The 19,959-nt window shown below is 52.4% G+C and carries 19 protein-coding genes; 3 read left to right on the top strand and 16 right to left on the bottom strand.

Going from position 1 to position 19,959, the window contains the following annotated elements:
* Window positions 1-63: 63 nt before the first annotated feature.
* The gene (rocD, locus tag AB1483_11850; protein MEW6413143.1) at window positions 64-1,347 is read left to right on the top strand and encodes an ornithine--oxo-acid transaminase; all 1,284 of its coding nucleotides are present in this window, start codon (window positions 64-66) and stop codon (window positions 1,345-1,347) included.
* 70 nt (window positions 1,348-1,417) lie between these two features.
* Here the strand turns inward: rocD and AB1483_11845 are convergent, their stop codons facing one another.
* The 14 genes from AB1483_11845 to AB1483_11780 form a co-directional block, all read right to left on the bottom strand.
* Window positions 1,418-2,242: a hypothetical protein gene (locus AB1483_11845; protein MEW6413142.1), complete on the bottom strand. Its 825-nt coding sequence runs from the start codon at window positions 2,240-2,242 to the stop codon at window positions 1,418-1,420.
* A gap of 135 nt (window positions 2,243-2,377) precedes the next feature.
* On the bottom strand, window positions 2,378-3,289 hold the full coding sequence (locus AB1483_11840; protein ID MEW6413141.1) for a DMT family transporter: 912 nt from the start codon (window positions 3,287-3,289) through the stop codon (window positions 2,378-2,380).
* Window positions 3,290-3,295: 6 nt separating this feature from the next.
* Window positions 3,296-4,516: a rod shape-determining protein RodA gene (gene rodA, locus AB1483_11835; protein ID MEW6413140.1), complete on the bottom strand. Its 1,221-nt coding sequence runs from the start codon at window positions 4,514-4,516 to the stop codon at window positions 3,296-3,298.
* Window positions 4,513-6,327, bottom strand: a complete 1,815-nt coding sequence (gene mrdA, locus AB1483_11830; GenBank protein MEW6413139.1) for a penicillin-binding protein 2 — start codon at window positions 6,325-6,327, stop codon at window positions 4,513-4,515. Before mrdA ends, rodA begins: the two co-directional genes overlap by 4 nt.
* A gap of 5 nt (window positions 6,328-6,332) precedes the next feature.
* Window positions 6,333-6,821, bottom strand: coding sequence for a hypothetical protein (locus AB1483_11825; GenBank protein ID MEW6413138.1), 489 nt, complete (start codon window positions 6,819-6,821; stop codon window positions 6,333-6,335).
* Complete coding sequence (mreC, locus tag AB1483_11820) at window positions 6,818-7,609, bottom strand: rod shape-determining protein MreC (protein ID MEW6413137.1); 792 nt, start codon at window positions 7,607-7,609, stop codon at window positions 6,818-6,820. Before mreC ends, AB1483_11825 begins: the two co-directional genes overlap by 4 nt.
* A gap of 31 nt (window positions 7,610-7,640) precedes the next feature.
* Window positions 7,641-8,093 carry a PTS sugar transporter subunit IIA gene (locus AB1483_11815; protein MEW6413136.1) on the bottom strand — a complete coding sequence of 151 codons (453 nt, stop codon included), beginning with the start codon at window positions 8,091-8,093 and terminating at the stop codon, window positions 7,641-7,643.
* Between the two features lie 12 nt (window positions 8,094-8,105).
* Entirely contained in the window at window positions 8,106-8,279 is a 174-nt protein-coding gene (locus AB1483_11810) for a Trm112 family protein (GenBank protein ID MEW6413135.1), read from the bottom strand.
* Window positions 8,280-8,292: 13 nt separating this feature from the next.
* A complete protein-coding gene (locus AB1483_11805; GenBank protein MEW6413134.1) occupies window positions 8,293-9,252 on the bottom strand; it encodes an acetyl-CoA carboxylase carboxyltransferase subunit alpha in 960 nt (319 codons plus the stop codon).
* Window positions 9,253-9,278: 26 nt separating this feature from the next.
* The gene (locus tag AB1483_11800) at window positions 9,279-10,349 is read right to left on the bottom strand and encodes an MraY family glycosyltransferase (GenBank protein ID MEW6413133.1); all 1,071 of its coding nucleotides are present in this window, start codon (window positions 10,347-10,349) and stop codon (window positions 9,279-9,281) included.
* A gap of 3 nt (window positions 10,350-10,352) precedes the next feature.
* Entirely contained in the window at window positions 10,353-11,219 is an 867-nt protein-coding gene (locus AB1483_11795; protein ID MEW6413132.1) for a glycosyltransferase family 2 protein, read from the bottom strand.
* A 6-nt stretch (window positions 11,220-11,225) separates the two neighbouring features.
* A complete protein-coding gene (locus AB1483_11790; GenBank protein ID MEW6413131.1) occupies window positions 11,226-11,951 on the bottom strand; it encodes a polyprenol monophosphomannose synthase in 726 nt (241 codons plus the stop codon).
* A gap of 6 nt (window positions 11,952-11,957) precedes the next feature.
* Window positions 11,958-14,417, bottom strand: coding sequence for a hypothetical protein (locus AB1483_11785; protein MEW6413130.1), 2,460 nt, complete (start codon window positions 14,415-14,417; stop codon window positions 11,958-11,960).
* A gap of 38 nt (window positions 14,418-14,455) precedes the next feature.
* Window positions 14,456-15,415, bottom strand: coding sequence for a glycosyltransferase family 2 protein (locus AB1483_11780; protein MEW6413129.1), 960 nt, complete (start codon window positions 15,413-15,415; stop codon window positions 14,456-14,458).
* A gap of 448 nt (window positions 15,416-15,863) precedes the next feature.
* On the opposite strand from AB1483_11780, the gene AB1483_11775 reads away from it, so the two are divergent.
* Window positions 15,864-17,099 carry a multiheme c-type cytochrome gene (locus AB1483_11775; GenBank protein MEW6413128.1) on the top strand — a complete coding sequence of 412 codons (1,236 nt, stop codon included), beginning with the start codon at window positions 15,864-15,866 and terminating at the stop codon, window positions 17,097-17,099.
* Between the two features lie 176 nt (window positions 17,100-17,275).
* On the opposite strand, the gene AB1483_11770 is transcribed toward AB1483_11775, so the two are convergent.
* Window positions 17,276-17,566 carry an RNA-binding protein gene (locus AB1483_11770; GenBank protein ID MEW6413127.1) on the bottom strand — a complete coding sequence of 97 codons (291 nt, stop codon included), beginning with the start codon at window positions 17,564-17,566 and terminating at the stop codon, window positions 17,276-17,278.
* 440 nt (window positions 17,567-18,006) lie between these two features.
* On the opposite strand from AB1483_11770, the gene AB1483_11765 reads away from it, so the two are divergent.
* Complete coding sequence (locus AB1483_11765; GenBank protein ID MEW6413126.1) at window positions 18,007-18,573, top strand: GNAT family N-acetyltransferase; 567 nt, start codon at window positions 18,007-18,009, stop codon at window positions 18,571-18,573.
* A 70-nt stretch (window positions 18,574-18,643) separates the two neighbouring features.
* On the opposite strand, the gene AB1483_11760 is transcribed toward AB1483_11765, so the two are convergent.
* Window positions 18,644-19,957 carry a dihydroorotase gene (locus tag AB1483_11760; GenBank protein ID MEW6413125.1) on the bottom strand — a complete coding sequence of 438 codons (1,314 nt, stop codon included), beginning with the start codon at window positions 19,955-19,957 and terminating at the stop codon, window positions 18,644-18,646.
* Window positions 19,958-19,959 lie beyond the last annotated feature (2 nt).

Genomic DNA, 19,959 nt, shown 5'->3' with positions numbered 1-19,959 from the left:
AGAAAATCTTCAGGCATATATATAAATTCGTCCTGATTTGCTCTTAAAATAAAGGAGATACCAATGAACAACGTTAGCACCATCAATAAAACCGGACTCGGATTATCACAGATACCCGACAACCAGATCATCAATTTTGAGAGCACTTTTGGCGCCCATCACTATGGCCGTTTGGGGCTGGTCGTCAGAAAAGCCGAAGGTGCCTGGCTGTATGGCCTCGATGACATGAAACACCTCGACTGTCTGGCAGCCTATTCCGCCGCCAACCAGGGTCACCATCATCCGAAAATCGTAGGAGCCGTGATAGATGCCCTGCAGGGCAAATATGGTTCGGTGATCTCCAATGTCGTGTATACCGACGCTCTTGGATTGTTTTTGAAGAAGGCCGCCCAGCTCGTTCCGCAGCTCGGACCACGCTTCGGCGATAACGGCAACAAGGTTCTGCCCAAAAACGGTGGCGTGGAATCTGTTGAAACCGCTGTCAAGATGGCCCGCTATTACGGCTACAAAGCCAAGGGGATCCCGGATGGCAAACAGGAAGTAATCGTTTTCAGCCGTAATTTCCACGGCCGCATGATAACGACGATTTCCTTCTCCCCCACCCCGAAATACAAAGAAGGTTTCGGACCGCTCACTCCCGGGTTCAAGATGGTTGACTATGGCGACCTCGAAGGCGTCAAAAAGGCTATCACTCCCAACACCTGCGGTATTCTGGTTGAGCCGATGCAGGGTGAAGGCGGCATGTATCCGGCCCCGAAAGGCTTTTTGAAAGGTCTCCGCGAACTGGCCGACCAGCACGACCTGCTTTTAATGTTCGATGAAATTCAAGTCGGTCTGGGACGCACCGGAAAGATGTTCTGCTTCGAACACGAGAATGTAATCCCCGATGGCGTCATTCTCGGCAAAGCTATCTCTGGCGGTCTGGTTCCGCTGTCGATTTTCGTCACCAACACCAAGCTGATGGATATGGCATTCCAACCGGGCAAGGACGGCTCCACCTACGGTGGTTACCCGCTCGCCTGCGTGGCCGGTATCGCGGCTATCGACGTGATTGTCGAAGAAAAGCTGGTAGAAAACTCGAACGCCATGGGCGCGATTCTCAAAGAGCGTATTCTTGACATAGCTTCTCGCTCACCGCACGTAAAGGAAGTCCGTGGCACCGGGCTGTTCATCGGTATCGAGGTCAAGAACGGCGATGCTATGGTATTCTGCCGCAAGCTGCTTGAAATCGGCGTTCTGGCCAACGACAGTTACGGCCATACTATTCGTATGTCGCCACCGCTGATAATCACGGAAAAGGAAATTGACTACCTGACCGAACGACTCGAAAAGGTACTGGTCGGCTGATTTGGCACCAAGGCAGTAATATAAAAGGCGACCCATTCGGGTCGCCTTCTTTTGTAAATGAGGATGAACTCTACTTAATCAAATAGGTCAGACTCACTCCATAGCTGTAATCAACTATGTCCGATAGACCTTCCTCAAGTGGTATCTGAACTTGAATCCCCGGCTTCAGGCTGCCAGTGTTGAGATTAGCGGCGAATCGGGCATGATGAACGGTGCGTTCGCCAAGATCCAGATCGTCCTCAGAAACAATGATTCTGCCGGACGCACCTATGCCGAATTTGAGCGTCTGTACTGGGAACCAAACGGCGATATTGTAATCTCCAAACAACTCCGAATCACCATCGCCGGGGAACATATAGGCGCCATTGACATTCGCCTCGAACTCAGCCACACCATCGCTCAGAGCCTTACTCCAGCCAACACCCATTATGACCGTTGTCAAGTCCGGCATAAACGCCTCAAATCTGTCGTACAGGGTCCACATACCCACATAGGACGCTACATATTTATCGTCGGAGGCCAACGGCAGACGGACGCCGACACGGGCAATAAAAGACTCCTTAGGATTAATTGGCCCTATCTCGAATTCACCACCTATATACGGGTTCGCAAGAAGCGTCTCATCCCAGTCAGATCCATCCACATCCGCATTGGAAATGGGTAAGTCAACCATCAAGGCAATTCTCTCATTCGCTTTTATCCGGCCAGAAAGCAACCAGACGGAAGTCAAGAGTTCGACTCCTTCCCAATCCTCGAACTTCGGCTTAAACACTTCCAGTGAGACGCTTGTGCCTTCACCCGGATACATCCAATAGTTCTGCGCGACAACCGGCTGTACCAGGAACATGATACCCACCAGCGTACACACCAAAAGAAATGTGCCCCTACCACGCATGATCATCCCTCTCTCCTTTCATTTATCAGTCGGCTATTATGTATGGACGAAGACGTCCCATTAAGATGCTGCGTCAAAGACTGTCGAACCCGGCTAGAGTATGCCCCAAAACAAAACGGGGGACAACAAAAATAGTCAGTAGCTGACTCTCTTCTTGCGCACCGACCCTACGTAAATCGCAATGAGCGTCACCGCGGCACCCAACACCTGAAGCGGCTCCAGATGCTCAGCAAAGAACAACACCCCCCACACGGTCGCGAGTACCGGCTGGAGCAAAAGTATGAGCGAACTTTGCGCGGCGCGAAGCTTTGGAAGAGTGGTCGATATCACATACCAGCCCACAGCCTGCGCCACCAGCGCGAGTGAAAACAAGATAAGAATTGAAAAAGGATCCGGCGGGACCCAGGGATCCGACTCTATCAGCATCGATACGCCACAGAATATTGCCGTGAACATCGATACCCACGCCATCACCGTAAGAAAACTCGGGCAGTCCTTGCGATGACCGGTTTTCTTCAGCGTCACGATATATCCGCCATAAACCACGCCGGTGAGCAGACCGAAAGTGACGCCATTGAGATAAGTCGTGCTGAATTCGACTTCACTTCCAATACCTATCAGTAAAACCACCCCCACAAAGGCAGCGACAGCCGCGATTACGAAGATGACACTGAGCCTTTCCTTAAAGAGCAGGAATCCCAGAACCGACACCACAAAGACTTGGGTATTGGCCAGAATAGTGGCGATTCCCGCCCCGGAATAGATTATCGAGCGGTGCCAGAAGAACAGGTCCAGAAAGAATATAAATCCGGCCAGCGCCGCAAACCCCACCATCGGCGCCGACATCCGGGGAGAATAACCTTTCAGGAAGACCCACGTGAAAAGAATGGCGGAGCCGAAGAGCGCCCGCCAAAAGCCTATTGCTGTCGGCCCGAGAACGTCGCGCCCCAGCAGCTTCACGAAAATGGCCGCAAAGCTGACACAGAGAGCGCCAAAGGCCAGAGCCAGAAGCGCCCTTATCGCCGGACTTTCTTCGGTCGTGTCCATAGAAAACTAATATTCCTGCCAGTGATAGTCAGCCGATACTATCAGCGCGACCAGTGTCCACGAAAGCACCAGCGATGTTCCCCCGTAGCTCACGAACGGAAGCGGAAGGCCGGTGACAGGCATGAAACCAAGGGTCATGCCGATGTTTATGAAGAACTGGAACAGGAATATCGAGGCGGCGCCCATCACCAGTAGCGATGAGAACTTCGAGCGACAACGCGTTGCTATCCGAATTGCCCTGTAAAAGATAAAACTGAACAGCAACAGCACCAGCATAGATCCCCACAGGCCGAACTCTTCGCCGAGCACCGAGAAGATAAAATCCGTGTGCGGCTCCGGGACAAAATCAAGTCTCGTCTGCGAGCCGTTCAAAAAGCCTTTCCCGAAAATTCCCCCCGAGCCAATGGCAATCTTCGACTGAATAATCTGATACCCTGCCCCTCGCGGATCCAGCCCGGGATCGAGGAAAGTGAGAATGCGGAGTTTCTGATAGTCGGCCAGACGATCCCAGATGAATGGCGTCACAGCGCCGAAAGCCAGATTGGCGACGACGACAGCCACGCCGAAAATAAATCCCGGCCTGAAAACAAGAATGAACACGATCAGGACGATGATATAAATGGACCACGCCAACCAGTGGGACGCCGCCACCAGAGAAGCCAGCGGAGACAAAATCAAAATCATGTATGCCGGCGAGAGCCCTGACCAGAACCACATGCCGAAGAGAATCACGAAGAATACCAGGGATGTCCCCAAATCCGGCTGCTTGAGAATCAAGGCGGCGGGAACCAAAGTCGCCAGAGCGGAAATAGCGAGCCGTCGCTTGCTGATTATCGACAACTTGGTGTATGCGAAAAAGCGGGCCAGCAGGAAGATCAAGGCGACCTTGGCGAAATCCGAAGGAGCAAAATTGATTGGCCCAAACGAGAACCATCTCGCGGCTCCCATCCTGGCCGACCCCACCACCAGCACGAGAGCCAGCAGAACCAGCGACACTCCATAAAGTAGCGGCGCGGTGAAATCGAAAATGCGCAGAGGCAAATGAATTGCCACCGCGAATACAACCAGAGCGATCCCCAGCCAGAGGGCTTGGCGAAGGTAGTAGTGCTGCTGGTAAGTCGAATCGGCATAATACTGAGCCGACATAATCAGCAGTATCCCAATCACGGACAAGGCCAGCGCCACCCCTATCAGTTTCCAGTCGAGTGACCTGTAATTCAGTGTCATGGCGTCACCTCCCGACTGACAGCGGCAATAGGCTCAATGCTGTGATACTTTTCCATGTATTTCCGTATAATCTGGCCAACCAGCGGAGCGGCCACATCGGAGCCGTGACCCGCGTTCTCGACTATAGCACACACAACAATCTCAGGCGCCTCCAGCGGCGCGACCCCGACAAACCAGGAGTGGTCGTCACCATGAGGGTTCTGCGCGGTACCGGTTTTGCCGCCGACGGTATAGAACCTGTTTTTCAGCCTTCGCGACGTTCCCCTTTCTCCCTGTACCACCAGCCGCAGCCCCTCAAACAGCGCCTCCTTTGTTCTCTCATGGAAAGGCAACTTGAAGGACATCCGCGGGGAGATGTTCATATCCGCGCCTGACCGATGCATAACTCTCTTGACCAGATGAGGCTGATACACGATACCATCGTTGGCGAGGCCACAGAAAAACTGCGCCAGCTGCAGTGGAGTGACCAGAAGTTCGCCTTGTCCGATGGCATTGTTCAAAACGAGCGTGCGCGTCCATTTGTTGACGCCGTAATTTTTGTCGTACCAGGCGCTGTTTGGATTCAGGCCGGGATCTTCATTGGGCAGATCAATACCTGTCAGATGTCCGAATCCACAGCCATCGTAGTATTCGCTGAGCTTGTCCACTCCGAGCTTCAACCCCAGCTGGTAGAAATAAACATCGCACGATTGCTCCAGCGCGTGCGTGACGGTCAGCGCCCCGTGACCGCCCGGATCCCAACACCTGAAAAACCTGTTGCCGAACTGCATTCCTCCGAAACATGGTTTGAAAGTGGCATTCTCGGTTATAAGACCCTCTTGGAGGCCCGCTCCGGCGGCTACGAATTTCACTGTCGAACCCGGCGGATACAGGCCTTTCAGCGGACGGTTCAACAAGGGATGAGTCGAATCATTGCTGATCTCCAGCCATAAACTCTCAGGAATCACCGATGAAAAAATATTGGCATCATAGCCGGGATACGAAGTCATGGCCAGGAGTTCACCGCTGCGAGGATCCATAGCCACGATGGCTCCACAACAGAAAGTATCCAGCGCCTCGGCGCAGGCACGTTGAAGATCGTTATCGATCGTGAGCATCAGGTTGGAGCCGGGAATCGCCGGAACCGGTCGGCGCTCACCATAGGAGCCAAGTATGTGTCCCGAGGCGGTAACCTCGATATAAGCCGTTCCTTCGCGCCCGCGCAAAACCTTGTCGTATTGTTTTTCCAGACCCTTCTTGCCAATAATGCTCCCCAGACGGTACCCCACGCCCCCGGACCTTTTCAACTCATCTTCCGACACCTCGCCCACATAGCCCGTTATCACTTCCGCCCCCAGTTCGCTGTTATACTGACGTACCTGTTCCATTTGGTAGGTCACGCCGGGGAAGCGGCTGCTCTGCTCTTCCAGTACAGCCACGGCCTCGAACGGGATATCCCTCTTGACCGGCGTGGGCTGATACCGACTGACCATGTTCTTCTGAATCCGGGCGCGTATCTGGGCGGTATCCAGCCCGAGCAACTCCGCCAGGTTGGGAAGGGTCTTGCCCGGCACTTCTTCGGCCGGCACAACCGAGATCGTGTACGACGGACGGTTGTCGATAACGATTCGCCCATCACGATCGGTTACCAGTCCCCGCCGGGGGATTATCGGCACCACCCGGATGCGGTTATTCTCAGACTGAAGAACCAGTTCGCTGTGCTCGAATATCTGGAGTTTCACCACTCCACTGAAAAGAATCAGAAAGATGATCAGCACTATCGCGTAACCGATCCTCTCTCTCCCGCCAAGAGACAGCTTGAATCGTTCCATGCAGCCTAAAAAATCGCTTTAAACTTCCGAATTGTTATCTTTTCCTCTTTGAACAAAAAGAATACCCACGCGATCACCGTGGTATAGATCGCTCCGGTAAGGGCATGAGTCCATAGCAGTAAAAAGAAGCCGTCGGCTTTGATGACAGCGAGAGCGAAAATGTTTTGAATAAACACACCAACGAACACAATCAGCAACCGCGAGTACACGGATTCAAGATTCATTTTTGTCCGCATGTTATACGCCACGACTCCCAACGCGGCCATAAAAAGACAATGCCACCCCAGCGAACCGACCAGGCTGGAATAAGTGACCAGGCCGACAAAAAATCCAAACCAGCCGACCTCAATCTCCTGCTTATACAGCGCCACCGCGATCACCAGTAGGGCGGATAGATTTATGGTAACACCGAATACCGAAGTCACATCGGCTAAGAACACCTGGTGCATCGCCACCAGCCAAAAATACAGCAGATAAGGAATCAGTCCGATCATGGCACGATTTCCCGCAATAAGAACAGCTCATCAATCGAATAGAAGTTCACCGCCGGATAAACCTTTACCTCGCAGAAAGGCTCCTGGTCCGGACGTAACACCTGCGCGATCGTACCGACCACCAGCCCCGGAGGATACACTCCGCCGAGCCCGGAAGACAGCACCGTATCTCCCTCCGCGATAGTCCCCTGAATAGGGAAATTGTCGAGAATCATCCCTTCCGATAGGGTGTACTTGATTATCCCCATCTCGCGGCTGGATGCCATCCTGGCGGCGACCCGATTTGAAGGATCGGTCAGAAGTTGCACCGTAGCATAATCCGGAGCTACCGAACTCACCCTGCCTATCAGGCCTTGTTGATTTATAACCGGCTGATCAACATAGATGGAATCGTGTTCGCCGAGATTGATCACCGCCGACATCGGCAGGGGCGCCCCGGTAATAGATAGCACTTCGGCTGGGAGCAGCCTGTATCCGGGCGGCGGCTCGAAACCCAGCACCGATCGCAGACGCTCGTTTTCTCGATTAGCTTCCTCGTACATGGCAATCGTGACCGATGCCTGCGTCAAGGCCTCGCGCAACTCACGGTTCTTTTCCGCAACCGAACTCAGCTGGGTTATGTGATTCTTTATTTCCGCGAAAGGGGAGTAAAAAACGGCGAAGACTACCTGGTCAGCGACCGGATTGACAACAGAGGACGCTACCATGAGGATAACCGAAAGTGCCGCGATGATTATGAAATGGATATTTCGCCAGTTGCGGGCGAAAAGATTGGTTATCCGGCTCATTTCTTAATGGCGTCCTTGCCCTCTTGAGCGATCAGTCAACGTTATCCATCAGCGCGAGGACATCCCCCGGCGACGACGCTTCCATCAGCTTCTGACGATTCTTCTCGGATTTCATCAGATACGACAGACGGGCCATCACGTTCAGATGCGCGCCTATGGCGTCTTCAGGAGCGGCAATCAGGAAAAACAAATGCACCGGCTTGTGGTCCATCGCGTCAAAATCGACGCCTTTGATACTGCGACCAAACGCAATCACGATTCCCTTCACCGCTCTCGTCTTGGCATGCGGAAAAGCTACCCCGTACCCGACGCCGGTCGTCACCAGATTCTCGCGATCGACTACATCCTTTAGCAACTGCTCGGCGTCCTTTATCATATTGGAATTTGAAACCAGATCAACCAGTTCCTGGATGATGCCGGCTTTATCGGTAGCTTTCAGATTGAAAACAACAAGACTCTCGTCACAGAATTTTGATAATTTCAATTTCGCAACCTTCTATTTTTGTAGTTTCTCTGCCTCATCGATCAGCATCACCGGAACATCATTCACCACCCGGTAAGCCAGACTGCACTGATGACACACCAATTTATTATTCTGCGCGTCATAAGCCAGCTTGCTCTTGCAAGACGGGCACACCAGCTTGTCCAAAAAATTATCGGATAATGCCATTATATTTTCTCTCTTACTCCGTGAACTCGCCCATCCGACGGTACTTGGCGATACGTTCGGACAGAAGATCCTCGGTCGTCTTGGCCATAAGCTCCCGGAGGTTCACCAGAATTCTCTCTTTGACAGTCGCGGCCGCCTCTTTGGGGTTGTTGTGAGCCCCACTGGCCGGCTCGCTGATCACTTCATCGATTATGCCGAGATCCACCAGGTCGTCCGAGGTAACCTTGAGCGCTTCGGCAGCTTCTTGAGCCTTCGCCCGGTCACGCCACAGAATAGCCGCACAGCCTTCCGGCGATATCACGGAATACCAGGCGTACTCCATCATCAATACACGGTCCCCAACCCCGATACCCAGCGCGCCACCGGAAGCTCCCTCGCCGATAATCACGATCACGATCGGAACGGTCAGACGCGACATCTCCCGTATGTTGCGGGCGATAGCCTCGGCCTGCCCGCGCTCTTCCGCACCGATGCCGGGGAACGCGCCCGGTGTGTCCACGAGAACAATGATCGGCACGTTAAATTTCTCGGCCAGTTTGAAAAGACGGAGCGCTTTGCGATAGCCCTCGGGGTGAGCCATGCCAAAATTGCGGTATAGCTTCTCCTTCGTATCGCGTCCCTTCTGTTGACCGACAAACATTACCGGCTGGTCATCAATGTAGGCAAACCCGCCCACCATGGCCTTATCATCGGCATAGTAGCGATCACCGTGGAGTTCAATAAAATCTCGACTGATCATTCTGATATAATCAAGGGTATAGGGACGCTTGGGGTGGCGGGAGAGCTGGACTTTCTGCCATCGGGTCAGGCCGGAGTAGATTTCCTGGCGAAGCTTGGCGAGCTTGCGCTCCATCGAGGTAATCTCGCCGCTGAGTTCTATATCCTCCCCAACAGAAAAATCCTTCATGTCGGAGATTTTCTTTTCAAGTTCGACTATCGGTCGCTCGAAATCCAGGAATGTTCGTTCATCCATAAAAAACCGTGACCCGTGTCAATCCCTCAGGTTTCATCTCTGCGCCCATTTAGCCTTTTGCGCGGAGAAAATTTGGTTAATAAGATAAAGAATACCACGAAAATTACAACCATAAAAAGAACCAAAAACCCGAAGACTATCAGGCGGTTGCCATAGAACATGGCCAGCGCGAACAGCCCGTAAATCACTGCCAGCAAATAGAATGTGATAACCACCTGGGGGCGCGAAAACCCCATCCTCGACAGGTAATGAAACAGGTGACGCCGGTCGGCTTGCATAATGTTCTTACCACGGATAGATCGCCTGACCATCGACGAAAGCATCTCCATGAGCGGCACCCCCAAAGCCAGCAATGGCACATACAAAGCCGTTGCCGTGAAAGACTTTAACGGCACCGCCAGGGAAAAAACGGCGAAATAAAAACCCAATTGTTGTGAACCGCAATCACCCAAAAAGATTTTTGCGGGGTAGTAATTGTAGTACAAGAACAAACTCAAAAAACCTACCAGCACCAGTATGAAAACCAACACCGCGCCGACCTGGTATAACTGGCCTATGGCCACCAGATACAAAGCACCAATCAAAGACACCCCCGCCGCCAAACCATCAAGACCATCTATCAGGTTGATAGCGTTGGTCAGGACAACCACCCACAAAACCGTTATTACGATCGAAAAAGAGCCAATATCCACCGACCTGAACGGGATAGACAGAAATTCGACCTTCAACCCGCCGAGGTACAAAAGCAGCGCCGCCGCCACCTGTGCAGCAAGTTTGGTCCAGGCCGAAAGCGGTCTCAAGTCATCCGACAGGCCAACCAGTAATATCAGAAGAGCGCCGAGAAATATGTAAAGAATCGAACCCGACAACTCAGAGTACAGATCAGAAAACGCGAGATAGCTGACCGCAACCGTGATCCAGGTGGAAACAAACAGAGCCACCCCTCCAAGGATAGGGGTGGGTTTCGTGTGGCGCTTGTGCTGCCCGGGAAGGTCGAGCAGGTTGTATTTATGCCCTATTCGAATAACCTGGGGAACCACCACAAAGCTGGCAACAAAACTTACGACAACGGCGACCAAAAGCGGAAAAACCGGCACAGCTCACTCTCTGCTTTGACCCTCTGACCCGGAGATCAGCGATGTCAGGATAAAATTAGCACTCAGAACAACGGGCAAGATAAACAACGAAAACCCGTTGGGGAAATGTTTAATGAAATATTTCCAGACCGACAGGTGGTGATGCCAGCGCCGTCTGAAATTACCCTCATCGCTGCCTTTTCCCCACAGGTGCACACCGCCCGCCTCCGGAACAAAGTAATTACGATAGCCGCCGCGGTTTAATCGCAGACAAAGATCGGTGTCTTCCATATACAGAAAGAAACGTTCATCGAACCCACCGAGAGACAAAAACAGCTCCCGCTCGACCATCATAAGCGTGCCCGCCACCGACGGCACTTCGGTCACTTGCGAAAAATCATCGAGAGTATAACCACGCGTTTCGCCAAATAACCGGGAAAAGGCCGATCCCCGGGAAAAAATGACATTTTGCCAGGTCGGGAAATTGCGACAGGTGGGCTGGAAGCTACCGTCAGGGAAACGCATCCTCCCCGCTACCGCTCCGACCTGCTCTCGTGCCGCAAATACCCCCAGCATTTCCGTAATAGCGGGAGAGTCAATCTCAAGATCTGGATTGTGAAACAGAAGATAATCCCCCACTGCCACTTTTGCTCCCTGATTACAGGCCCGCGCGAAACCGGCGTTTGTGTCGTTTTCGAGAACGCGCGCCTCAGGAAATATTTCGCGGACAATTTCAACGGAATCATCGTGTGAATCATTGTCCACAACGATTAACTCGGACGGAATCTCAGCCATCCCGCGTTTTAAGGCGGTCAGGCTAAAACTCAGGGCCGGACAGGAGTTGTGGGTGACGATGATAACCGATATTGTCTTATGACTTACTTGTGACAAGGCCTGCTAGTTCAGCTTTCCGAAAATTGACTTGATTCTAAGCCACCACACCATCCAGATCGCTTCACGCATTATCTTTTTTGACATCTTCGACGCCCCGGCTACACGATCGACAAAGATGATCGGGATTTCGTGAATCTTGAATCCCTTCTTCCAGGCCCGCATCGACATCTCAATCTGGAATGAATATCCCGACGCGTGCACTTTATCGAGATCGATAGCCTCCAGTACCTCGCGACGGAAACACTTGTACCCGCCGGTGGCGTCTCTCACCGGCAATCCCGTAACGAAACGCGAGTACATGTTGGCAAAATATGATAAAAGCAGCCGTGACATGGGCCAGTTAATCACGTTAACCCCGGATATATACCGCGAACCAAGCACGAGATCGTAGCGTTGAATCTCCCGCAGGAAATCTCTGATATACTCAGGGCCGTGTGAAAAGTCAGCGTCCATTTCGAAGATAAAATCGAATTTCTGTTCAATAGCCCACTTAAATCCGGCAATGTAAGCCTTCCCGAGACCTTCTTTATTCTGACGGTGCAGCACGAATACCTTTGATTCTTCTTTCGCCAGCCTGTCCGCGATATCCCCGGTACCATCGGGAGAATTATCATCCACAATCAACACGTGAATACGCGGATCCAGCGGCAATACGGCGTGGACAATTTTTTCGATATTGTCGCGCTCGTTGTAAGTCGGGAATATGATTAACGCACGCTGGTGAGACATAGATGCTTAACTTGTCCTTTCTTCTGCGCTCTTTGACCTGGATCTGTAAAAGTAAAAAGCCACTACCAATAGCACCCACAGAGTTGTCGCACCGGTCGCCAGCTTGCCGGTGCGGTATCTTTCGGATGAATATTTAAACAGCACCTGCTTCGCGCCGGCGGGCACAGCCACCGCGCGGAAACTGCCGTAAGAGCGAAGCAGCTCCGCCGGCTGACCATCCACATACGGATGCCACGAGTGATAATAGTTGTCCGTCATCACGAGAATCTTGTTGGCGCTGGTATTAACGCCCACTGAAACCGAATCGATCCCGTAACCGACAATCCACGCCGAGTCACTCGCCGTTGAGTCGAGTGCGATTGATATGGAAGGCTCTTGTTCGAGGTACACCACGCGCCTCAAATCATCCGCCCTCGTCATCACGCTCTCTATTATTTGCGAAGTACTGTCAAACACACGGTATTGGTCCGCCAAGTATACCCTTGGAAAAGCGTTGTCATTCTCAATAATTTTAAGCTGCCCAAACTGCGCCGCTACGGTGATCGGTTTGTCACCGAAATAATTTTCGGGTAGACTGTCCTGACCCATCCAGAGGATATATTTCGCACCTACGAGATTCAAAAAGCTCGGATTGCCCAAGTTACTTTTTCTCATCCCGCCGAGCAGCTCGTCGTACCACCGAAGCTGGTTGCCGTGGTAGCCAACCACCACTTCCGTACCGAAAAACGGAAGGAAATCATCGGGTATCGCCCTCGACGTGAGATTCAAAACTCGATACTGCCCTTCCCTTGCGGCAAAAAACTCTGTCACCGGATTGGGCGACCAGATTTGCGCCGGATCAACCGTGTCGACGAACCGACTGCCAAACCGCACGCCGTCGGCCGCCGGAAGCAGCACCAGAAGCGACAACACCCACGCTCCGGCCTTCTCGGCACGATAAAACCACACGAACAACGCAGCGGCGGATGTCATCAGAAACGCCCACCATGCCCCCGATTGAATGGCCGGAAGATTCATGTAAGCCAGGCTGAGTTTACTCACATTCTTCTGAACTTCTATCATCGGAGCCTCGCTGTAGAAAAGCGAGCACCAGACGTCAATCATCCCCTTACCGTTCGCGCTGAAAGCCAGCGCGAGTGCGAGCATGAATACCGGCAGACCGAACAGCAGATAATTAAACCTCGGCCACGCCTTGTGTTCTTTTGAGTTTCTCCGCTCAGATATCGCCTGCGCGCCCATTCCGGCAAGAAGGGCAGCCGAAAATGAAAACAGAAACATAATCATGGCTGGTGCACGGAGCGACTTCACGTTGGGAATCACCGTGTAAAACAGCTTGAACATCGGGGTCGTATCCCCGACAGCATAAATCAGGGCGAATAATCCCAGCGCGCCGAAAAAGTACGCCTCCTTTCGGCGGTAATAGGACAACCCTAATAGGGCCAGGAATATCGTTATGACTCCCACCGATTCGGAATTATCCTTGAAAGCGTTCTTGCCCCAGTAGTAGGTCTCAACACTGTGGGAACTTGTGCCGACAAATTCAGGAATAAGTTGCGAGAACGCTTCTTCTTCATGCATCGACCAGGTAGTCGCCCACTCCCATCCACTCTTCTCGCCGGAGCGAGGCGAATATTCTGTCGTATAAATATATCCCGGATAAAACTGAATCGCCGATATCAGAAGGCCAATGACCACCGCGTACAACGCCAGCGTTCCCGGCCTGACAAGCTTGAAAATATTCTTTGTTTCGGTATAGGTTATGACAAGTCGGAACAGAGTGTACAATGCCGCCGCCCAGAGCATGAAGTATGACATCTGCGCATGTGGCGACAGGATAATAAAACCAATCACCAACCCCATCAGAGAAAAGTTGAACAAAGCCTGAAGGAATCTTTCGCTGCGAAGTCCCCTGTCAAGAAACAGTATAACCAGCGGAAACAGGGTGGTGACGAAAATTTTGCCGTCGTGCCCCGGCGCGACCCACGACACCAATAGCGGCGCGAACATATAACAGGCGGCGGATAACAGCGATGGCATCTTCGAGAGCTTGAATTGCCGGGCCGTTAAATACATAAAAATACCGGACAGGAATATATGTATCACCAGATTCATCCCCAGCATCCGGTAGAAATTCCCGAAAAACTTCAGCACGGAGAGCGGATAGAAAATATCACCATGAAAAGCGTCAACGAACGGCATACCACAGAAAATATATGGATTCCACTGCGGTATCGAGCCGAACTGATGAACGTAATCGACATAGAAGTGCCTGAAGAATACGCCAGCCGTTATTGTGTCCGAGCCGAATAACATCCTGTCGGAAAAGATGAACTCCCCGAACAGAATCAGCATCCCGATCAACATGACACCAAACGCCGCCGGCGTCAGGTACGGCCATGATTCAAGATCGAATGATTTTCGCGTGGGTTTCGACTGGTCTATGGAGGGTCTATTTTTCTTTGCCAACAATCGCTCCGTTCCGGCTCGTCAATGTTACCGAAGATTTATTTCGATGTGTTCTGTTTGTTTTCAGTGAGTTTTTGAAGTTTCCGTCGCAAATCGCCCACTTCCTCTTTGATAGCCGTCTGGCCCTCGGCCATGAATCCCATCAGGAACAAACCGAATCCGAGGCCGACCAGCAAAATTACCAGGTACAAAAGCGGTAGCTGCGTCTCGCCCAGCCAGTACTTTAGATAAATCGCCCACAGCCCGACCAGGGATCCCAGCACAAAGCACGCTGAACCAATCAATCCGAAAAACAAAAGCGGCTTGCGAAGGAAAGTTATCTGGAATTTCACCGCCACCATGTCCAGCACCCCGATCGGAACCCGCCAGATAGAAAACTTGCTCGTCCCCCACTGACGTTCATAAAGCGTAATCGGGACCTCTTCGATATGGAAGCCTTCATTCGCCGCCAACACGACAAGATAGCGATGCCAGTCTCTGCGCAAAAATATCTGCTTGACCACTTCCCTGCGAAACGCCTTGACAGCGTTCAGGTCGTGAACCTTCAGATTGAATATCTTGCGGGAAATCCAGTTATAGATGCCCGAAACAAACCATTTCTTATATCTCCCCTGCTTCCATCCGGTGCTCAGGTCTGCCCCCTCAGCTATCGGTTGAACCAACCGGGGGATATCCTCCGGGCGATACTGGAGATCTGCCGGGTAGAACACGAAAACGTCCCCGCGCGCGGTCGAAAATCCGGTCTGAAGCGCCTCGGTTAGTCCCCGATTGCGCTGGTGACTGGCAAAGCGGACAAAGCTATACCTCTGCGCCGCCTGTTTAATCTTGTCCAGCGTACCATCGGTTGAGCCGTCATCGACAAACACCAGCTCCGACTCAAACGGCGCGGCCTTCAGCATTTCGTCATACTGACGGCACAACTCATCAATATTGCCCTCCTCGTTGAGAGCCGGCACGATGGTGGAAACAATGAAGTTATATTTTTCCGGGGATGACAATTGCTTTCCCTTCAGTGGTCCATACTACTCATCGGCTTCACCCTGCGAATTCGGCAGGCACTGCCGCCTTTTCGGCTGACCGGCCTCTCTCCATTATACCCATTATCGGCCAATCGGTTGAATCGGTTACCCTAATAGACGTTCAGCTAAGCCATAAGATGATACTTTATAGCCAAAAACTCAACCGCTTTTTTTGGCTAAAATTCTCCCCAATAAGAGCTTATTGAGCGAAAAAATCGAGTCCAGCCATCCTCTCTCGCGCCACAGTAGCGACTGGTAGCCTCGAAAACCCGACTGTTGCAGTCAGGATAAGCAGATAAAATGGGTGTTTATTGTATCTATATATTGACACAACCAAATCCCCGAAGCATATTCGTGTCAAGAGGGCAATCCCCGAAAATAAACAGACCGTTCGCATATTCATTTCTTTAAGGAGAGGAGATGCAAGATGCTGAGGATTATCTTCACAGCAGGCGCTGTGCTGCTGGCAGCAGTGTCGGTATCGTCTCAGACCTGCGTTGAATGTCACAACACTATCACACCGAACATCGTCATCGACTGGCAACTGAGCAAGCACAGCCAGAACGATGTCCTGTGTTCGACCTGCCACGGTGATGGTCACATGTCTACTGACGATGTGAGCAAGGTGGAAATCCCCACGGCGCAAATCTGCGGCAATTGTCACGACACACAATTTACCCAGTTCTCCAAAGGCAAACATGCGCTGGCATGGGCAGCCATGAAAGCCATGCCAACCACCCATGCCCTGCCGATGGCGCTCATCGATGGCATGAAAGGATGCGGCGGCTGCCATAAACAAGGCCTGAAATCAGTCGAAGAAATTCAGGCCCTCAAGGCCCAGGGTTCTGTCTTTGGCCATGCCTCATGCGATGCCTGTCACACCAGGCACACCTTCTCGGTCAAAGAAGCCCGCGAACCACAGGCCTGCCAGACCTGCCACATGGGTTTCGACCACCCGCAATGGGAAATGTATTCATCGTCGAAACACGGTGTCCGCTACCTTCTCAAACAAGCCGGGGTACTTCCTGAAACCGCTGCGGCTCCAACCTGCCAGACCTGTCACATGAGCGAAGGTAACCACGAGGTCCGCACGCCTTGGGGCTTTCTCGCCGTACGCCTGCCGCTCCCCGAGGACGAACAGTGGAAAGCCGATCAGATCACAATTCTTCAGGCGCTCGGTGTGCTCGATATGGAAGGCAATCCTACGGGAAGGCTTGATGTGGTAAAAGCGGCTGATGTCGCCCGGTTGACACAGGAGTCGTTCGATGTCGAACGGGCCAAACTTCTAAAGGTCTGCAGTGATTGTCATTCTGAGAATTTCGCCAAAGCCGAGCTTTCCAAAGGCGATGACATGATTCGCGAAATTGATCATCTTTTGGCCGAGGCAATCCGCGTCATTGCCGGACTCTATGCCGATGGAACACTCGCCAAACCCGGGTCCTACGCCTACCCCTTCCCTGATTTGCTGACGTTCCACGACGCCCCGACACCGATCGAACAGCGTCTGTTCGAAATGCACCTCAAACATCGTATGCGGGCTTTCCAGGGAACGTTTCACGCCAACCCGGATTACGCCTTATGGTATGGATGGAGCGAAATGGTGCGCGACCTTGCGGAAATCAAAGAAAAAGCCGCCGAAATGCGCTTCATGCACGGGAAGTGAGTCTATTGCGTATTATTGACGCTCGTGGCGACGCGCCCGGCTTGAGATGCGAAGACCGGGCCCAACCGGGCCAGCCACACCCCTTTTGGAAACTAAAAAAAAGAGACCGACCATCGGCCGGTCTCTTTAGAAACCAGTTCCGTGCCAGAGATGACACGGGTTTCAACACAGCACTTTTAGTACTGTTTGCGGTATTTGTTGCCGCCGCGGTTGCCGCCGTTATCGGTACGCGGCTTGGCCTCGTTGACATTCAACGCGCGGCCGTTCAACTCCTGACCATTCAGTCCTGCGATAGCGGCAATCGCTTCACTCTTGCCGTTCATCTCTACAAAAGCGAAACCTCTCGGCTCTCCGCTGTATTTGTCTTTAATGATGTTGACGGTTGAGACTTCGCCAAAACCCTGAAAGGCCTGGCGTAATTGTTCTTCTGTCGTATCGAACGACAAGTTTCCGATGTAGATATTCATCCTACACTCCGTAATTGCTTATCTTGAAGGAGACCACATTTTTGTGCGGTCAGTCGCCTCAAGATAAAATACATGATGCGCACGATTGCGCGTTCAATTCGAGATTTAGCTTTAACGGAGAGTTGTGGATTATTACAAGACTGCGATAAAGGCCGAACTCAAATTAATATTGACTATTCAGTATATCGGACACCTCGCCGAAAACCTACGAATATTATTGCCTGCGGCGATAAATTTTTCTCTCTGATCCTTCCCGGGAGAAACAAACACAAAAACCGATATTACTGTAAAACAGCCTAACCCTCTGTGCCACATCGTTCAGACTGTCAGGAAAAGGCGTCTCTCAGGCTCGGGCGCGACAGAACGGGTCTCGATAATTGCCCTTTGAATAAGTCAGACACAATGATATTTTATGCCGGAATTTGAATAAATGAGGCCAAATGACCACAATTAACCCCGCAAAGATATCCACCAACCGCCTGGACCTGATAGCGGCCACGCTGGAACATGTGCTCGCCGAGCTTAAGTCTCTCCAATCGCTGGCGTCACTGCTTAGAGCTGAAGTCGCTGATGGCTGGCCGCCGGGTGAATATGACCGTAGCGCCCAGGAATTCTTCCGCGACCGACTCAAAGAAGGTGGCCACACGGTTGTCGGATGGTATGGCTGGTACGCGGTCAGGCGCGGTGACACCAATCGTCGTTCGGTTCTGGTCGGAGCCGCAGGATACTTTGGCCCCCCGAATGAGCAAGGTGAAGTTGAAATCGGCCTGTCGGTTATGCCCGCATGGCGGGAGCAGGGCTTCGCCACCGAAATAGTCCGTGCCTTAATCGAAAACGCCTTCAACGATCCCCGCGTAAACAAAATCATAGCCCACACTACACCGGCAAACGTGGCATCATGCAGATTGCTCGAGAAATGCGGATTTCTCTACGTTGGCAAAGATGGCCCGCCAGGTAATATTCTCTATGAGCTACCGCGTCAGCGGTCACAGTCACAAAAGGCTTGAGCGACATGCTCAAAAGCAAAAAGGCAGGATCGCTGTGATCCTGCCTCTCTACTTTCTATTTCTCTCTGCGCTATTGCTTAAAGACTATCCGCCCGCCCAGAATAGTCATATAAGCCTGACCCGAAAGCTTCCACCCGATAAAAGGCGAGTTCTTCGATTTCGAAAAGAACTTGTCCGCCTTAACCGTCCACTTCTTATCGGGATCGATTATCGTGATATCCGCCGGTGAACCTTCCTCGAGCGTTCCTCCCGGCAGCCCCAGGATTCTCGCCGGATTGGCTGTCATCTTGCGAATGGCATCGGCCCAGGCTAGATAGCCCTTATCAATCAGGTATGTCTTAACGAGAGCAAGCGTCGTCTCAAGCCCGATCATCCCCGCCGGGGCGAGATCGAACTCGCAATCCTTGTCCTCATCCTGGTGCGGGGCGTGATCCGAAGCGATACAGTCAATCGTACCATCCACCAACCCCTCGATAACCGCATCTCTGTCCGATGCTGTCCTTATCGGCGGATTCACTCTGAGGTTGGTGTTGAACTCTTTGCCGATCTCGTCATCGGTGAGCACCATGTGGTGCGGCGTGGCCTCGGCGGTAACTCTCACGCCTTCTTTTTTGGCCGCCCTGATGGCCGCCACCGCCTGACGGGTGGAAACATGCTGTATGTGAAGCCGCGCGCCGGTGAACCGGCAGAGGGCTATATCGCGAAGCACCGCGATCTCTTCCGCCACCGGCGGCGAACCCTTCAGTCCGAGCCTGGTAGATTGATACGACTCATTCATCACCGCCCCGGCGCTGAGATACTGATCTTCAGCGTGCTGCATCACGGGAATATCGAACATCCGCGCATACTCGAGACCACGGCGCATTATCTCCGGGTTTTGCGGATACTTGCCGTCATCGCTGATAGCCACCGCGCCGATTTTCACCAGGTCGCCGATCTCCGAAAGCTCTTTCCCTTCGATATTTTTCGTCACGGCTCCCACGACATAGACGCGCGCGTCGGCATCCTTGGCCCTATCCTGAACGAACTTCACCGTCTCCTGATTGTCGATACACGGTGTCGTGTTCGGCATACAGCACACCGCTGTGAAGCCACCGGCAGCCGCCGCCCGACAACCGGACTCGATTGTCTCAGCCGCTTCTCTACCCGGCTCGCGAAGGTGAACATGGATATCTATCAGTCCGGGCACTACCAGCTTGTCGGTGGCGTCAACAATCTGATCGGCGTCGAGGCTCTTAATCTCTTTCTCCACGGCCGCCGTGGGCGTCGCGATCTTGCTGATCTTGCCGTCCTTGATAAAAACGTAGGCATCTTTCCCAAAGCCAAGAGCCGGATCTATGACCCGCCCGCCTTTTATTACCATATCGTATTTTTTGCTCGCCATAT

Source organism: Candidatus Zixiibacteriota bacterium, from assembly GCA_040756055.1.
GTDB lineage: Bacteria > Zixibacteria > MSB-5A5 > GN15 > FEB-12.
The sequence above is the reverse complement of the archived record's forward strand: the minus strand, read 5'-3'. Positions and strand labels throughout refer to the sequence as shown.

Excerpts from the sequence above, each read along its gene's own strand:
- rocD (MEW6413143.1), top strand. The coding sequence starts at position 64 with ATGAACAACGTTAGCACCATCAATAAAACCGGACTCGGATTATCACAG.
- AB1483_11845 (MEW6413142.1), bottom strand. The coding sequence starts at position 2,242 with ATGCGTGGTAGGGGCACATTTCTTTTGGTGTGTACGCTGGTGGGTATC.
- AB1483_11840 (MEW6413141.1), bottom strand. The coding sequence starts at position 3,289 with ATGGACACGACCGAAGAAAGTCCGGCGATAAGGGCGCTTCTGGCTCTG.
- rodA (MEW6413140.1), bottom strand. The coding sequence starts at position 4,516 with ATGACACTGAATTACAGGTCACTCGACTGGAAACTGATAGGGGTGGCG.
- mrdA (MEW6413139.1), bottom strand. The coding sequence starts at position 6,327 with ATGGAACGATTCAAGCTGTCTCTTGGCGGGAGAGAGAGGATCGGTTAC.
- AB1483_11825 (MEW6413138.1), bottom strand. The coding sequence starts at position 6,821 with ATGATCGGACTGATTCCTTATCTGCTGTATTTTTGGCTGGTGGCGATG.
- mreC (MEW6413137.1), bottom strand. The coding sequence starts at position 7,609 with ATGAGCCGGATAACCAATCTTTTCGCCCGCAACTGGCGAAATATCCAT.
- AB1483_11810 (MEW6413135.1), bottom strand. The coding sequence starts at position 8,279 with ATGGCATTATCCGATAATTTTTTGGACAAGCTGGTGTGCCCGTCTTGC.
- AB1483_11805 (MEW6413134.1), bottom strand. The coding sequence starts at position 9,252 with ATGGATGAACGAACATTCCTGGATTTCGAGCGACCGATAGTCGAACTT.
- AB1483_11790 (MEW6413131.1), bottom strand. The coding sequence starts at position 11,951 with ATGTCTCACCAGCGTGCGTTAATCATATTCCCGACTTACAACGAGCGC.
- AB1483_11775 (MEW6413128.1), top strand. The coding sequence starts at position 15,864 with ATGCTGAGGATTATCTTCACAGCAGGCGCTGTGCTGCTGGCAGCAGTG.
- AB1483_11770 (MEW6413127.1), bottom strand. The coding sequence starts at position 17,566 with ATGAATATCTACATCGGAAACTTGTCGTTCGATACGACAGAAGAACAA.
- AB1483_11765 (MEW6413126.1), top strand. The coding sequence starts at position 18,007 with ATGACCACAATTAACCCCGCAAAGATATCCACCAACCGCCTGGACCTG.
- AB1483_11760 (MEW6413125.1), bottom strand. The coding sequence starts at position 19,957 with ATGGCGAGCAAAAAATACGATATGGTAATAAAAGGCGGGCGGGTCATA.